The sequence below is a fragment of the Sphingobium sp. CECT 9361 genome (assembly GCF_918741285.1).
Taxonomy (GTDB): domain Bacteria; phylum Pseudomonadota; class Alphaproteobacteria; order Sphingomonadales; family Sphingomonadaceae; genus Sphingobium.
In genome coordinates, this window is sequence record NZ_CAKKNC010000012.1 from 85,894 (window position 1) to 101,748 (window position 15,855).

General features: G+C 62.0%; 11 protein-coding genes, 1 pseudogene and 1 other annotated feature. All 12 genes and pseudogenes read left to right on the top strand.

Annotation, left to right across the window (positions count from 1 at the left end; translation table 11 throughout):
• Positions 1 to 5 precede the first annotated feature (5 nt).
• Positions 6 to 1,237 (top strand): IS3 family transposase gene (locus tag LQ220_RS16280; protein WP_230189203.1). Its coding sequence is split into 2 segments (ribosomal slippage): positions 6 to 297 and positions 297 to 1,237, totalling 1,233 coding nucleotides; the frame shifts between segments, so codons are not numbered across the junction.
• Positions 290 to 406: a sequence feature (AL1L pseudoknot), on the top strand. It overlaps the preceding gene by 117 nt.
• A gap of 51 nt (positions 1,238 to 1,288) precedes the next feature.
• Positions 1,289 to 1,845 (top strand): annotated as a pseudogene (locus tag LQ220_RS16285) (HAD family hydrolase); the annotation flags it as partial.
• 1,408 nt (positions 1,846 to 3,253) lie between these two features.
• A complete protein-coding gene (locus tag LQ220_RS16290; protein WP_230189204.1) occupies positions 3,254 to 4,567 on the top strand; it encodes a TolC family protein in 1,314 nt (437 codons plus the stop codon).
• Positions 4,568 to 4,570: 3 nt separating this feature from the next.
• Entirely contained in the window at positions 4,571 to 5,749 is a 1,179-nt protein-coding gene (locus LQ220_RS16295; RefSeq protein WP_230189205.1) for an efflux RND transporter periplasmic adaptor subunit, read from the top strand.
• Positions 5,750 to 5,753: 4 nt separating this feature from the next.
• Positions 5,754 to 8,981: a CusA/CzcA family heavy metal efflux RND transporter gene (locus LQ220_RS16300; RefSeq protein ID WP_230189206.1), complete on the top strand. Its 3,228-nt coding sequence runs from the start codon at positions 5,754 to 5,756 to the stop codon at positions 8,979 to 8,981.
• A 63-nt stretch (positions 8,982 to 9,044) separates the two neighbouring features.
• On the top strand, positions 9,045 to 9,542 hold the full coding sequence (locus LQ220_RS16305) for an SRPBCC family protein (RefSeq protein ID WP_230189207.1): 498 nt from the start codon (positions 9,045 to 9,047) through the stop codon (positions 9,540 to 9,542).
• A complete protein-coding gene (locus LQ220_RS16310) occupies positions 9,539 to 9,919 on the top strand; it encodes a hypothetical protein (RefSeq protein WP_230189208.1) in 381 nt (126 codons plus the stop codon). The genes LQ220_RS16305 and LQ220_RS16310 overlap by 4 nt, the downstream gene beginning before the upstream one ends.
• Before the next feature lie 31 nt (positions 9,920 to 9,950).
• Positions 9,951 to 10,634, top strand: coding sequence for a transporter (locus tag LQ220_RS16315; RefSeq protein ID WP_230189209.1), 684 nt, complete (start codon positions 9,951 to 9,953; stop codon positions 10,632 to 10,634).
• Positions 10,631 to 11,236, top strand: a complete 606-nt coding sequence (locus LQ220_RS16320) for a cation transporter (protein WP_230189210.1) — start codon at positions 10,631 to 10,633, stop codon at positions 11,234 to 11,236. Before LQ220_RS16315 ends, LQ220_RS16320 begins: the two co-directional genes overlap by 4 nt.
• Positions 11,236 to 13,746, top strand: coding sequence for a heavy metal translocating P-type ATPase (locus LQ220_RS16325; protein WP_230189211.1), 2,511 nt, complete (start codon positions 11,236 to 11,238; stop codon positions 13,744 to 13,746). The genes LQ220_RS16320 and LQ220_RS16325 overlap by 1 nt, the downstream gene beginning before the upstream one ends.
• Entirely contained in the window at positions 13,743 to 14,663 is a 921-nt protein-coding gene (locus LQ220_RS16330; RefSeq protein ID WP_230189212.1) for an NAD(P)/FAD-dependent oxidoreductase, read from the top strand. The genes LQ220_RS16325 and LQ220_RS16330 overlap by 4 nt, the downstream gene beginning before the upstream one ends.
• 129 nt (positions 14,664 to 14,792) lie before the next feature.
• A complete protein-coding gene (locus tag LQ220_RS16335) occupies positions 14,793 to 15,230 on the top strand; it encodes an MgtC/SapB family protein (RefSeq protein ID WP_230189231.1) in 438 nt (145 codons plus the stop codon).
• The last annotated feature ends 625 nt before the right edge of the window (positions 15,231 to 15,855 follow it).

The following is a 15,855-nucleotide window of genomic DNA, read 5'->3' on the forward strand; positions in this document are numbered from 1 at the left end:
GAGCCATGACGAGCAAGACGACGAACAAATATGCGCCGGAAGTCCGCGAGCGCGCGGTGCGGATGGTGCTCGATCACGAGCGCGACCACGCATCGCGATGGGCGGCGGTGATGTCGATCGCAGCCAAGATCGGCTGTGCGGCGCAGACGCTGCACGAGTGGGTCAAGAAGGCCGAGGTCGATAGCGGCCGACGCGTCGGCGTGCCGACCGAGGTCGCGGCCCAGCTGAAGGCACTGGAGCGCGAGAACCGCGAGCTGCGCCAGGCCAACGAGATCCTGCGCAAAGCATCGGCGTATTTTGCTCAGGCGGAGCTCGACCGCCCGTTCAAGCGATGATCGCGTTCATCGACGATCAGCGTGCCATTCATGGGGTCGAGCCGATCTGCAAGGTCCTGCCGATCGCCCCGTCAACCTACCATGCACACGAGGCGAAGCGCCGTGATCCATTGCGCCTGTCGGCGCGGGCGCGCCGCGACCTTGCACTTCGGATCGAGGTGCGGCGCGTGTTCGAAGCCAACTACCGCGTCTACGGTGTGCGCAAGGTCTGGCGGCAGCTGCAGCGCGAGGGGTTCGACGTCGCGCGCTGCACGGTCGCACGGCTCATGCGGGCGATGGGCTTGGCGGGCGTCATCCGTGGCAAGCCGGTGCGCACGACGATCGGCGACCGCTCGGCACCGTGCCCGAGTGATCACGTCAACCGGCAGTTCCGCGCGCCAGCGCCCGATATGCTCTGGGTCTCGGACTTCACCTATGTCGCGACCTGGGCGGGGTTCGTGTACGTCGCGTTCGTCATCGATACGTTCGCACGGCGGATCGTGGGTTGGCGAGCAAGCCGCACGGCCCATGCCGGCTTCGTCCTTGATGCACTCGAGCAGGCCCTCCACGATCGCCGACCGACGCACAGCGGCGGTCTCATCCATCACTCCGATCGCGGTAGCCAGTACGTCTCGATCAAGTACACCGAACGCCTCGCCGAAGCGGGCATCGAGCCCTCGGTCGGCAGTGTCGGCGACAGCTATGACAACGCTTTGGCCGAGACGATCAATGGCCTTTACAAGGCCGAGGTGATCCACCGGCGGGGACCGTGGCGATCGTTCGAGACCGTCGAATACGCGACGCTCGAATGGGTCGACTGGTTCAATCACCGCCGGTTGCTCGAACCCATCGGCAACATCCCGCCCGCAGAAGCAGAGGAGCAATACTATGCCATGATCGAACAACGGCCTATGGCCGCATGACCCAAACCAAATAGCCTCCGGCAAACCCGGCGCGGTTCAGGTCGCGCAACGCTTCCGGCGAGTGCTGACGCCTCGAAACTCTGGCTCATGCCTACTACGGGAACAAAATTATACCGATACGATGGTGGGTGGCGGCGCATCGATGCCGAAGTCTTTGATGGTAAGCAGCGGCGCGCCATTCTTGAGGCGCTCGATGCAGCTCTTGCAGCAACCGGTTCTACCCAGACGGTGACATGGGGCGAGCGGATAGAAGATCGCGGCAGCCAGATCAAGTTTTCCGCGCTTGGACAGGGGCGCCGCGGGATGCGAAAGAAAAATGGGAACCCGATTTTGCCAAACGCAAGATCATACGATCCGATCTTGCGGGGCGCTTACCCGGTCTATCCATCAACATGGGGCGCTACGTCCATCGACGTCACCCAAAGAGGCGTCGAAAAAGCCTATGGCCTTAAATAATTGAGCGCGTCCAGCGGCATAGCCTTTGATGCGATGTTCTTCATCGAGGAGCGATATTCCCTGGGAGGAATGACTATCCCGCGAAGACGCTTGGCCTGGACACGGTGCGTGCGCGATCCAGCCAGCGTTTGAAACCGCAACGTGCGGTGTGAATGCCACGTCCAGGGCTTGGCCCACCGCAATGGTGTCCTAGGCCCGCGCCGCGGCGACGCGACGTGGCAGCCAGAAAGGCCGCGATGACCTTGTTCATGCATGAAAATTCCGATTGATAGGCATCAAGTTGTGCGTCTGCTCTAGGCAGCGCACGGTCGTTTGAGCATCAATCAGGCGATAGGGGGTCTAAGATCAGGCCCAGGCGACCAACGGCCGAGGGCCGTCGAATCGACAAATACAGCGGGGGCGCTCCGAAGGTCGAATAGGATTGGAACAATTGATCGGGCCGAAACGAGCGACGCCACGCCATGGCAGCCACCATGATGATGGGGCAGAGACCCATCGGCGTCCCCTTGCGACTGATCCTGATCCCCATCGCTATGGACATATCCAGAGCATTCGATCGTTGTCGCGCTGGTTGTAAAGGAACTGGAAAACTCACCTGCGTGCACCGCCGCAGTCGCTGTCAGCGACGCAACAATCGTGCAAAGCATCAGGAAGCCCCAACGAACCATATTCATCTCCATAGATGAATTTGTACGACCTGTCATTGCAAAGTCGCCGCCACAGATCGATGAAGGCTAGCTCCTGCACACTCACCGGCTAGGAGCTGCAGGACCATAAATTGGCAGGGCACTGGTTGTCAGCGACGATCATTCGCATGTGCCTGAGAGATTGCCCGCCCACTAAGCAATCCAATTGTCGACAATCGCCACTCCCAGGCCCGCTGTGCTTTCGATACCTTACCCACCAGCAACATGGCATGGGCGGGCTATTGATGCCGACCGCCGAACTCGCAAAAGCGGGGCCCCAAAGGTCAATATTCTGATCGCAGCCGCAGTGGTTGGGCGGTCGGGGCCGCCTAACTCGATATCTCGGTAGACTCACAATACCGGTAATCGTTATGCGCTCGGCTTGGAGGCTTTGGCAGCGGAGATTCCGCGTGTCTCGGGGCACAACGGTGCCGCTTGAAGTTTTACGATGACTTGGCGCTGTGTTTTGACTACACAAAGCAGTTATGTTGAAGAGGTTCTGGTCCCTCGTGTTGGTAATGCTCGCGTCATCCTTGGTGGTGACGGCGACCGTGCACGCGCAAGAAAGGCCGGAATCAGTCACATTCGAGTGCAGCGGTATCGTACATATCGATGGCGATGCCGATCAATCGCAAGGTGATTCGGACAACGCTGTTCCGCACCATCACGGCAGTTGCCACGGGTCGTCGATGAATGTCCCGGCTTCGGGTGAGCTGGCGGCTACTTTGCGTGCCGCAGACGTACGCCCTTTCCCCAGCTCAGACGCAGGAATCGCATCGCATGCGGTTGACCCTGCACTAAGGCCGCCCTCCGCCTGACATTTTCGCCGGCCAGCGCATGCTGGTTTGACGCAATTTGTCAGGATTACCACGTAATGAAAAAGATGATCGCGGCCGCACTGGCTGCGGCGTCCTGTGCATCGATTGCACAGGCGCAAGGACAGGCGCAACAAGCGCCTGCGCCGACAGCGGAGCCTTCATTGGCGACGCTAGCATCCGCACAGCCCTCGTCGGCATTCACGTTGGATCAGGCTGTGATGGAGGCGGGCGGCGTCGCGCCTTCCAACGTAGCAGCTGCAGCGGGGGTCGAGGCCGCGCAGGCCGGACGTTCCGTTGCGGGTCTGCGTCCCAACCCGACTTTTCAGAGTCAGGTCGAGAATGTGGTCGGCTCAGGGCCCTATCGGGGACTTCGAAGCGCCGAGACTACGGTCGGTGTAGCCGTACCATTGGAACTGGGTGGAAAGCGTAGCGCGCGTGTCGCAGTCGCAAGCGCGCAAGTCTCTCGGGCGGAATTGCAAGCCGCAATAGTAGCCGCCGATATCCGGGTGCAGGTTACACAGCTTTACGTGGATGCGATCGCCGCTGAACGGCGGTTGACGACGGCACGTGACCAGGCACGGATCGCGAGCGAGGTGCTGCGCGGAGCCGGGGTCCGAGTTCAGGCTGGCCGCGCATCGCCACTTGAACAACAACGTGCCGATGTCGCGCGGATCAATGCAGATGCCAATGTCGAGCGGCTAACGCGCCTCACAGCAGCCGCACGGATCAATCTTGCACGCCGGATAGGTCGCCCTATCGACGGGCCTCTCGATGTAGGATTGCTCGATCGACTCCCCGCACCGACCTATGGACCGATGGCCCCGACCGCGGCGGCGGGAACCCTTGCGCTGGCGGCAGCTGATGCCGACCTTGCCATCGCCGACGCAGGTATCCGGCTCGCCAAAGCCAACCGCATTCCCGACATCAATATAGGACCGGCGCTGCGGCGTCTGGAGGCGACGAAAGACACCGCTGCGGTGTTCGCGATCTCGATACCGATCCCAGTGTTCAACAATGGGCGCGCCGCCATTGCCCAAGCGACCGCCGAACGAACGCGCGCCGAAGCTGTGCGTCGTGTGACTGCGCTCGATGTCGAGCAGGCGATCACCGACGCGGAAGCGGAAGCGGCTAATGCTGCGACTTCGGCTAGAGCTGCCGCCGGTCCGGCTCTAGCCGCCGCACAAGAGGCCGCCAGGATCGCACGCATCGGCTACCGCGAGGGCAAATTCGGGCAGCTCGATCTACTCGATGCCGAACGCACATTAGCAGAGACGCGCGTCGCCGCGATCGATGCGCTCGCCAACTACCAAAATACCCGCGCCCGTCTTGAGCGATTGACCGCTCCGGCGCCAGACCAACAGGGGAATTGATCCATGTCGATGTTCATGCCGCGTACCGCGGCTTCACTGACGCTTGCCCTCGCTCTCGTAGCGTGTGGCGGCTCACCTGAGCCCGCTAATGAGACTGCAAACGAGGCCGCGTCGGCCAAGAGTGGCGAAGAAGGCGCAGGAGGCGGACATGCCGATGAGGGCAAGGTTACGCTTAGCGCCGATCAGATAGCGGCGGCGGGCATTCAGGTCGGCCGCCCGACGCTTGGCGGATCGGGCACGATCGAGCTGCCGGCCACGATTGAGGGGGATCCGCAAGGAACGCAGGTCGTCTCGGCGGCGATCGGTGGCCGTGTCGTTTCTCTGACCCTTAATCTCGGCCAGTCGGTCGGACGCGGACAGACCATCGCCGTCATCGAAAGTCGTGAGGCTGCGCAGCTCAAAGGTGAGGTCGAGGCATCACGTGCCCGGCTTGCTCTTGCCAACTCGAACCTGGCGCGCGAGCAGCGGCTGTTCGCGCAGCGGGTGTCGCCCGAGCAGGATCTGATCGCGGCGCGCACCGCGTCGATTGAGGCGGGCATCGCCTATCGGCAGGCTCAAAGCCAGGTTTCGGCCGCAGGCGGCGGCGGGGGCGGACTCAACCGTCTCGGCATTGTCGCGCCGATAGGCGGCCAGATCATCGCCCGCCCGGTCGTGTTGGGGCAAACGGTCGCGGCCGATGCCGAACTTTACCGCATCGCGAACCTTAGCCGCGTGTCGTTGGCGCTAAACCTCAAACCGGAAGATGCAGGTCGGGTGAAGCCCGGTAACACCGTAATGGTGACGGCTTCGGGACGGCAGGCGAGCGCACGGATCAGCTTCGTGTCGCCAGCCCTGGATCCGCAAACGCGGCAGGTGCCGGTTATCGCAACTCTCGAAAATGGTGGCGGTCAGTGGCGAGTCGGTGAGGCGGTGACGGCCTCGGTGCAGCTCAGCGGCACCGGCGGCGCCGCTAACACGGCCATTCTAGTGCCCACCACCGCCGTTCAGACAGTCGAGGGCAAGTCGGTCGTGTTCGTACGAACGCCAACTGGATTCCAGGCAACCCCGGTCACGCTCGGGGACGCTGCCGGGGCAACCGTCATCATTGGCTCTGGCCTCACCGGCCGCGAGCAGATCGCCACCACAGGCAGCTTCACGCTCAAGGCCGAAATCGGCAAGGGCGAAGCGGCGCACGAGGATTGATGCCATGATCGCGCGCATTGTCACATGGGCGGTCGAGAAGCGCTGGCTCGTCCTGCTTCTCACTGCCATCGCCACCGTAATCGGCGGCTATTCGCTTTACCGGCTCCCGATCGACGCGGTGCCGGATATCACCAACAATCAAGTGCAGATCAACGTCCGCGCACCTGCACTCTCGCCCGAGCTGGTCGAGAAGCAGGTGTCGTTCCCGATTGAAACCGCGCTAGCCGGCATTCCCGGCCTCGACAACACGCGCTCGCTCAGCCGCAACGGCTTCGCGCAAATCACTGCGGTGTTCGATGACTCGACGGATATCTATTTCGCCCGCCAACAGGTCGGCGAGCGGTTAGCAGGCGTCGCCGAGAACCTGCCCGACGGCGTGAATCCCGAGATGGGGCCGATCGCGACGGGTCTTGGCGAAGTCTATATGTGGACCGTTCGGCTCGATCACCGAAAGGATGACGAGCATCGGCCCGGAGAGCCGGGCCAGCAACCCGATGGCAGCTACATCACGCCGGAAGGCGAGCGGCTGACCACCGCGGAGGACAAGGCAACCTATCTGCGCACCGCGCAGGACTGGATTGTCACCCCGCTCCTGAAAAACACGAATGGGCTTGCGGGCATCGACTCGATCGGTGGCTATTCCAAGCAGTATCTGGTCGTCCCCGACGTCCAGAAACTCGCGTCGCTTAAGATCACACTTACTGAACTCGGCACCGCGCTCGAACGCAACAACACGAGCGTCGGCGGGGGGTTCGTCAACCGCAACGGCGAAGGCCTTGCGGTCCGCTCCGACGCGCTGGTGCGCAATGCGGCGGAACTCGCCCGAACCGTCGTCGCGACCCGCGAGGGCGTGCCGATCACGCTCGACCAGGTCGCGCGGGTCCGCAACGGGCAGGCGATCCGGATGGGGTCGGCATCGGAGAATGGTACAGAAGTGGTCGTCGGCACCGCAATTATGCGGATCGGCGAAAATAGCCGCAATGTCGCCACCGCAGTCGCCGACCGGCTCAAGGAGATCAATGCCTCGCTGCCGCCTGACGTCGTGGTGCAGCCGGTTCTCGATCGCACCGCGTTGGTCAATTCTACCATCAAGACTGTCGCCAAGAACCTCTCCGAGGGCGCGCTGCTGGTGATCGTCGTGCTGTTCCTGCTCCTCGGCAACTTCCGGGCGGCGCTGATCGCCGCGGCCGTCATCCCCGTGACAATGATGCTTACGGGCTTCGGAATGCTCCGCCTGGGCGTTTCGGCGAACCTTATGAGCCTCGGCGCGCTCGACTTCGGTCTTATCGTCGATGGCGCGGTCATCATCGTCGAAAATGCGCTGCGGCGTCTGGCCGAGCAGCAACATCACGAAGGCCGACTGCTGACCGTGAAGGAGCGGCTTGAAGCAGTGGCCACCGCAGCCCGCGAGATGATCCGGCCCTCGGTCTACGGACAGGCGATCATCATCCTCGTCTATGTGCCGCTGCTCACCCTCACCGGGGTCGAGGGCAAAACGTTCGTTCCGATGGCGCTCACCGTCATCATCGCCTTGTTGTTCGCCTTCGTGCTCTCTCTCACATTCGTGCCTGCGGCGATCGCCATCTGGCTGTCGAAGCGGGTTGAGGAAAAGGACGGAAGGATCATTAGCTGGCTCAAGGCCCGCTATGAGCCGAGCTTGGTAAAGGCGATGAAGCGACCCTCGCTCACGATCGGGGCGGGGATCGGCAGCCTCGTTGTGGCAGCGTTGGCTTTCACGACGTTGGGATCGGTGTTCCTTCCGCAGCTCGATGAGGGTGACTTGCTCATCCAGTCGCTGCGCATCCCGGCGACCTCGGTCCAGCAAAGCCAGGCTATGCAGGTGCCGATCGAGCAAATGGTGTCGAAGCAACCAGAAGTGCGGTTTGTCTTCTCGAAAACTGGCACGGCCGAACTGGCGTCGGACCCGATGCCGCCTAACGCGACCGACATGTTCGTCATCCTGAAGCCCCGCGATCAGTGGCCGGATCCCAAGCTGGCGAAGGCTGATCTGGTCGAACGTCTAGAGACGAAGCTGGGGAAAATCCCGGGCAACGCCTATGAGATCACGCAGCCGATCCAGATGCGGTTCAACGAGCTGATTGCCGGCGTGCGCGGCGACATCGCGGTCAAGGTGTTCGGCGACGACTTCGCTTCCATGAACCGCACTGCCGAGCAGATCGCCGGCGTCCTGCGCAAGACGCAAGGGGCAGCGGACGTGAAGGTCGAGCAAACGACGGGTCTTCCGATGCTTGATATTCGCGTCAATCGTGACGCGATGGCCCGGGTCGGCGTCACCGCGCAGGATGTGCAGGACACCATCACCGCCACGCTTGGCGGACGGGAATCCGGCATGATCTTCGAAGGTGATCGACGCTTCCCGGTGGTCATCCGGCTGTCCGATGCCGAGCGTGCCGATCTTGGGCTGCTCGAACAGGTGCAAGTGCCAGTGGCGGGCGGTGGCTATGTACCACTCTCCAGCGTCGCCAGCATTGGGGTGGTTGACGGGCCTAACCAGATCAGCCGCGAGAATGGCAAGCGCCGCGTCGTCGTCCAGGCAAACGTGCGTGGTCGTGACGTCGGCAGCGTGGTGGCGGACGCGCAGGCGGCCGTCGGGCAGGGCGTACGCCTGCCGGCGGGCAGCTATCTCGAGTGGGGCGGCCAATTCGAGAATCTGAAGTCGGCCAGCGAGCGGCTTCAGCTCGTGATCCCGGCCTGCTTCATCCTGATCCTACTGTTACTCTATGGGGCGTTGGGGTCAGCGCGCGATGCCGCGATCGTGTTCACCGGCGTGCCATTCGCGTTGGTCGGCGGTGTGCTGCTGTTGTTCGCGCGCGGGATGGACTTCTCGATCTCGGCCGCGGTGGGCTTTATCGCGCTGTCGGGCATCGCAGTCCTCAACGGACTTGTGATGGTCAGTTCGGTGCAGGATTTGATCCGGTCCGGGATGGACCGCGCAGAGGCGGCGCGCACAGGAGCGATCCAGCGCCTGCGCCCCGTCGTTATGACGGCGCTCGTCGCGAGCTTGGGCTTCGTGCCGATGGCGTTCGCCAGCGGCGCGGGCGCAGAGGTCCAGAAGCCGCTCGCCACCGTCGTAATCGGCGGTCTGATCTCGGCCACCCTGCTGACATTGTTCGTGCTTCCGACGCTTTACGCGCGGTTCGGTCAGCAAGCAGTGAAGGCTCAAGAACCGGACAAGGTGGAAGGCATCGAAGCGTCGCCGCAGCTCACATGATCGAGAAGGGGAGGGCGGCATCCGCTCTCCCCGCTTTGTCCAGAAAGGAGGAGTGAGGTGCCAATGATCGACAATGTTACGAGTCTGAAGGCATCGCCGCTGCGTGTTTGGTCGGTGCTCACCGATTTTGCGGGCCATTCGCAATGGAAGCCGGCCTTCCAGCTGTCGGGTGCAGCCACGCTTGGCGGTGACACAGCGTATACGTTCCGCATCGACCGCATCGATAAATCAGTAACCGCAAGGGCCGACATCACAAGTTTCGACAAGCCGGTGACATTTGCCTGGGTTGCGGGCGTCCCCAAGCTCCTAATGTTCGAAGAGGCGTATGCGCTCGAACGTGAGCCGACGGGCACGCGGTTGCGCCATACCCTGAGGTTTTCAGGACTGCTGGGGGACACGCTTGCGGCACTGATGCGCCGTAAGCTTCACGCCAGTCTCATTTGGTCAGATATCTGTCTTGAGCGCTATTTGCGGCGTCTGTCAGCCCAACCGAATCCCAACGTCAGGTCTTCACCCGCTCGTCATGGAGCCAAGGGAAGCAGGAGCAGGAGGCAGCGATGACATCGACTATTCGTTGGGCCACGAGACTCGCCTGCAGTGCGGCTTTGCCGTTGGCCGCGTGCTCGGAGCAGCCTCGCAAGGCGCCGCCAACCGAGCAGGAAATCCATGCGAACGACAGAGGAGACGCCAGCGGAACTCCGGGTCGCCATCCGTATCGATGCAGCGACGATCGCATGCTCCTTATCGACTTTAAGGATGCGGGACTTACCCTTGTGTTGCGAAGCGATCCGACCGCGGTGCCGACCGTCCTGACCGCGCCGTCTCAAGGTCTGCAATATGTCGGCGACGGAGTCAGCGCGACCTTCTCCGGTAGCGACATCAAGATCGAGGAAGCGGACAAGCTTCCTATCCTGTGCAGGAAGGCAACGAGCTTGTGACTAACCCACCCGCCACAGCGAGGCGCTGACAATGGCAGCGCTCAAATTTTCCATGATCCCCATGATCGCGATCATGATCGGTGCATTCATTGCCGGGTGGCGGCAGCCCGGCGCGAAATTGGTCGCGGCCATGCAGCACCTCGCAGCCGGCGTGGTGTTCGCCGCCGCTGCAACGGAGATACTGCCGCTGGTAATGCACGGTGGTTCTCCGACCGCAACTCTCATCGGCGGAGCGCTAGGAGTCGCTGTGATGCTTGGCCTGAAGGCGGCAGAAGGCCGGTTTGAGGGGCCGGTCGCGCTGCTAGCCGCGATCGGTCTCGATTTGGCCATCGACGGCTTGGTCCTCGGTCTTGCGTTCATCGCTGGTGAGAAGGCGGGTACGCTGCTGGCCGTCGCGCTGACTCTCGAAGTGCTGTTTCTCGCGCTCACCCTCACCAACGATCTGACAGGCCGGTATCGCAAGGCTAAGGCGATCGGCCTGACCTGTGCGCTGGCAGTGCTGGTGCCGATCGGCGCGCTTATCGCGCAGCCGGTGGCGTTGCTGACTCCGATATGGATCACTGGCTTCCTAAGCTTCGGCCTGATGGCGCTGCTCTACTTGGTCACCGAAGAACTGCTGGTCGAGGCGCACGAGACGCCAGACTCGCCACTAATCAGCGCGATGTTCTTCGTCGGCTTCCTGACCCTCCTGCTCATCGAGGAGATCATGGTATGACGGCTGCACCGAACGGCAAGGTTTCAGCCGAGCGACGCACGCTCTGGATCGTGCTGCTGCTCAACGCGGCGATCGCGGTTGGGTTTTTCGCCACCGGCCTAGCCGGCGATTCCAGCGCGCTTATCGCTAACGGCGTCGACAACTTGTCCGATACCGCGGTTTACGGGCTGAGCCTCGTCGCGCTGAGCCGCGGGATTAGGTGGAAGACGCGTGCTGCAACGGTCTCCGGCGTCATGCTGCTGATCTTTGCCGGCGGTATCTTGATCGACGTGGGTCGCCGCTACATCCAGGGCAGTGAACCGATCGGGCCGACTATGATGGTCATGTCGGCGATCGCCGGCGTCGTCAACTATCTCTGTTTGCGACTTCTGCAGCGGCTCAAGCAACCTGACGTGAACCTGCGTGCCGCGACCACGTTCAGCTTCAACGATTTCATCTCCAATGGCGGCATATTGATCGCCGGCGCGCTCGTGCTCTGGTTGGGGGCCAACTGGCCCGATCTTCTGGTCGGCCTGGCTACCGCGCTTATCGCGATCAAGGGCGGCATCGAAATCCTGCGCGATGCGCGGACAGAAACCAAGACCAATACGGAGACGGCGTGATGACCGAAAAGCTCGAACTCGACATTCCCGTCCTTCTGCCGGAAGTTCCAGATGCGGCCGATGCTTGTGTCGGCCGCCTTGTCTCGACTTTGAGCGCTAAACCCGGCGTCGAGCGTGCGCATGTCCTGCCAGCTGATGGCGATACGCCGGCAAAACTGTGCATCCATTTCGACAGTGACGCCTTACCGTTGTCACGCGTGCGCGACATAGTGCGGGCGGCAGGTGCCGAGCTCAGCGGACGTTACGGCCATGCAACATGGCAGGTCGAGGGTATCGGCCATGAGCGCCGCGCCCGTACAGTTGGCGAAACCCTGTGCCGGGTGCCCGGCGTGCTGCAGGCCGATGCCAGCGCCTCGGGTAGTGTCCGGGTGGAATATGACAAAGAGCGCGCGGACGAACGGGCGATCCTGGCCGCGCTGGGCAAGCTCAACGTCAAACCCGGGAAGCGGACTGGATCGGATCAGACCGTCGACCATTCTGGGCACGCGCATGGAAGTGGCGGCCATGCCGGAGGCGCGGAGAAGCATGGGCCGGGTGATGGACATGATCACGCACACGCCAATTTCCTTGGTCCCAACACTGAGCTGATCTTCGCGGTTGCGTGCGGCGCAATGCTGGCGATCGGGTTCGGAATCGAGAAGCTGGTAGCGGGCGCGCCGGACTGGCTGCCCACCGCCTTCTATATCGGCGCCTATGTGTTCGGCGGCTTCTTCACGCTGCGCGAGGCGATCGACAATCTGAAGCTCAGGAAATTCGAGATCGACACGCTGATGCTTGTGGCAGCTGCCGGAGCCGCTGCGCTCGGCGCTTGGGCGGAAGGCGCCCTGCTGCTTTTCCTGTTTAGCCTTGGCCATGCGCTTGAACATTATGCGATGGGCCGCGCAAAGCGCGCGATTGAGGCGCTGGCGAAACTCGCGCCTGAAAAAGCGACCGTGCGCCGCGACGGGCAGACTGCGGAGATTCCTGTTGAGGAACTGGTGGTCGGCGACGTTGTGATTGTCCGTCCGAACGAGCGCTTGCCCGCCGACGGCTTCATCACCAGCGGCTCGAGCGCGATCGACCAGGCCCCCGTTACAGGCGAGAGCATCCCCGTCGACAAGGAACCTGTTGCCGATGTCGAGGCCGCGCGTGCGAAGCCCGATGCAGTCGAGGCGACGTCGCGGGTGTTCGCGGGCACGATTAATGGCGGCGGCGCGATTGAAATCGAGGTGACACGGCGTTCCAACGAAAGTGCGCTTGCCAAGGTTGTGAAGATGGTGAGCGAAGCGGAGACGCAAAAGTCTCCCACTCAGCGCTTTACCGATAGGTTCGAGCGTGTCTTCGTGCCAGCTGTGCTGGCCCTCTCGTTTCTTCTTCTCTTTGCGTGGGTTGTGGTCGACGAGCCGTTCCGCGACAGCTTTTATCGCGCGATGGCGGTGCTGGTCGCCGCCAGCCCCTGCGCGCTGGCCATCGCCACCCCAAGCGCGGTGCTGTCCGGGGTTGCAAGGGCCGCACGCGGCGGCGTGTTGGTGAAGGGCGGTGCGCCGCTTGAAAACCTAGGCTCGCTTAAGGCAATCGCGTTCGACAAGACCGGCACCCTAACCGAAGGTCGTCCCCGTATCACCGATGTCGTGCCCGTCGATGGCGCAACCGAGGAGGATCTACTGATGCTCGCCGTTGCGGTCGAAGCCTTGAGTGATCACCCGCTGGCACAGGCGATAGTGAAGGATGGACGCGAGCGGCTAGGCGGGCGCGAGCTGCCGAGCGCGACCGCTCTTAAAAGCCTGACCGGACGCGGTGTCACTGCAACCGTCGATGGAGAGACAGTGTGGATCGGCAAGGCCGAGATGTTCGGCGTGGAAGGCATCCCTACGCTAAACGCGGCCGCGACTGATGCCATTGCCACGCTGCGCGAGGGTGGGCGCACCACGATGGTGGTGCGGAAGGGCGAGCGGGACATTGGCGCAATCGGGCTCATGGACACACCCAGAGAGGCAGCGAAGGTGGCGCTCAAGCGCCTCCATGACATGGGCGTCACGCGCATGATCATGATCTCTGGAGATCACCAGAAGGTGGCTGATGCCATCGCTAGGGAGGTTGGTATCGACGAGGCATGGGGCGACTTGATGCCGGAGGACAAGGTCGCTGCAATCAAGAAACTGGCGGGTGAGGACAAGGTTGCGATGGTCGGCGACGGCGTTAACGACGCGCCAGCCATGGCCAGTGCGACGGTCGGTATCGCCATGGGCGCTGCGGGTTCGGACGTGGCGTTGGAAACCGCTGACGTCGCGCTGATGGCCGACGATTTGGCACATCTTCCGTTTGCAGTGGGTTTGAGCCGCCACACTCGCGGCATCATACGGCAAAATGTCTTCGTCAGCCTCGGGGTAGTGGCGTTTCTTGTACCCGCTACGATCCTCGGGCTAGGTATAGGCCCGGCGGTAGCGATGCACGAAGGCTCGACTCTACTGGTCGTCGTCAACGCTCTTCGCCTGCTCGCTTATCGCGATCCGGCGAGGCAGGCGGCATGACCGCTGATCGCTACGACGCCCTCGTCGTCGGCGGCGGCCCTGCCGGCCTCACAGCCGCAATCTACCTTGCCCGTTATCATCGCCGCGTTGTCGTGGTCGATGACGGGCACAGCCGTGCAAAATGGATACCCCTCTCCCACAATCATGCCGGCTTCCCGGAAGGGATAGGCGGGGAGGATCTGCTAGCCAGGATGCGCAAGCAGGCCGAGCAATATGGCGCGGTGATCGTCAACGACCGCCTCATCGCCCTTGAGGGTGGCGATGACGTGTTCGTGGCGCGCGGCAGAGATATTGCAGTTACCGCTCGCGCCGTCTTGCTGGCAACCGGCGTCGAAAACAGGCGCCCGAAAATGGATGCTGCCACACATCGCGACGCCCTCGCGAGCGGCTTGCTGCGCTATTGTCCTGTCTGCGATGGATATGAAGCTTCCGGACAGGCGATCGGGGTGATCGGGGCCAATCGTCACGGGGTTGCAGAGGCGCTGTTCCTCACGACCTACTCCGATGACGTAACGCTCCTCGTTTATGAAACTATGGAACTCAACGGGACGGATCGCGCCGACCTTTGGCGTGCCGGGGTGAAGGTGAATGAAAGCCCGCTTGAAGAGCTCGAGTTCGGAGGACGCGCTACGGCCCGGCTGCGTGATGGAACCGCTTGCCGTTTTGACACTATCTATCCCGCGCTAGGATCGGACAGCAACCACTCGCTCGCGCTGCAGCTTGGCATCGAACTGAGCGATGGTCGCTGCATCCTTGTCGATACCAAGCAACGCACCAGCGTCGCGGGCGTGTACGCAGCCGGCGATATTGTCATGTCGCTCGATCAGATCAGCGTCGCAATGGGCCACGCCGCAATAGCAGCAACGGCCCTTCACAATGATCTGCGCGACCACGACGGAAACGGCCCGGCTTCATGAAATGGTGGATCCTATACGTTTTCAACGGGAGATTTGCGGAGACCAAGCTGTTTTTGTCGGCCGACATGGCAACGACGGGTTCACGCCTGCCCGATGATGATAGGGCCGAAGGAGGCGGGCCGTATGCGTATTGAAATTAGCTCTCTTTATGAGATTGGATCTCACCTCATAAATCTGGGTGCCGCTTATGGTCTTGCTCTTCCTATTGGATGGGACCGGGAAACTGAAGAGCGTAGTGCCGGGATTCGGACTTTCCCTTTGGTCGCGGTGGCCAGCTGCGGATTTGTGCTTATTGCAATCGCGGTTCTTGGCAAAGAGTCGGCTGGCCAAGCTCGAATTCTAGAAGGCTTGATCACCGGCGTGGGATTCATCGGTGGAGGGGCTATCCTCAAGCATGGGGGGCAAGCTTCTGGCACAGCAACCGCTGCGAGCCTTTGGGCAACTGGCGCCCTGGGAGCCGCCGTGGGATACGGGCTCTATGATATAGCGGCATTCCTCGGCCTGATGACCTTTATGACGCTCCGCGGTTCCCGCCATCTAAAAAAGGCTGCTAACATCCAACAGTAATTGAGCCTGTACAACAACAAGTCCTGCATATGTGCATCACATCGGTTCTTTACGCGCTATGAGCGAGGTTCACCTCCTTTTGCAATGTGCGTGCGCCCCATGAGGGGAAGTCCGAAAGGGATCGTGTTCGGCACCCGGGGATAATCCTGCATCTTACCGGAGGTGTCACGGACAGCAATGTTTGGGGGGATTCCGCCCGTGACATTCCATTGGTATCGGAGAGGGTTCGAGCTGAGAAGGGTTCAAGTGGGAAGGTGCAAAATAATCCTCCGCAAAAGGCACTTGCCACGACCTGTTGGTTCAGTCCGTGGATCCGATCTGGCGCGGTCACAAGTTGCCTAACGCGATTGGCAATGGCCAGCCAGGTCGACACGCCGTCATCGCCTCCGCTCTCCGTAAGGCTATGGACCCGCTCCAACAGGAATGACGCAACGTCGTCTCCTTCGGTTTGGCGTCGGTACATAGAACGGACCCAGATATACGCTAAGGCCCGACAGCCCCGCTCATGGTGTCTGAAAAAACCTGTTTGTCGCCAGTCATGACGGCAACCGGGTTTTCCGTCATCTGGTTGCTCGATGACCTCGATTGGGACAAGTACGAACCCGCTGGCGCGGGATGGGTGCCT

Coding starts and splice junctions, on each gene's coding strand:
- LQ220_RS16290 (WP_230189204.1), top strand. CDS start 3,254: ATGAAAAAGATGATCGCGGCCGCACTGGCTGCGGCGTCCTGTGCATCG.
- LQ220_RS16295 (WP_230189205.1), top strand. CDS start 4,571: ATGTCGATGTTCATGCCGCGTACCGCGGCTTCACTGACGCTTGCCCTC.
- LQ220_RS16300 (WP_230189206.1), top strand. CDS start 5,754: ATGATCGCGCGCATTGTCACATGGGCGGTCGAGAAGCGCTGGCTCGTC.
- LQ220_RS16305 (WP_230189207.1), top strand. CDS start 9,045: ATGATCGACAATGTTACGAGTCTGAAGGCATCGCCGCTGCGTGTTTGG.
- LQ220_RS16310 (WP_230189208.1), top strand. CDS start 9,539: ATGACATCGACTATTCGTTGGGCCACGAGACTCGCCTGCAGTGCGGCT.
- LQ220_RS16315 (WP_230189209.1), top strand. CDS start 9,951: ATGGCAGCGCTCAAATTTTCCATGATCCCCATGATCGCGATCATGATC.
- LQ220_RS16320 (WP_230189210.1), top strand. CDS start 10,631: ATGACGGCTGCACCGAACGGCAAGGTTTCAGCCGAGCGACGCACGCTC.
- LQ220_RS16325 (WP_230189211.1), top strand. CDS start 11,236: ATGACCGAAAAGCTCGAACTCGACATTCCCGTCCTTCTGCCGGAAGTT.
- LQ220_RS16330 (WP_230189212.1), top strand. CDS start 13,743: ATGACCGCTGATCGCTACGACGCCCTCGTCGTCGGCGGCGGCCCTGCC.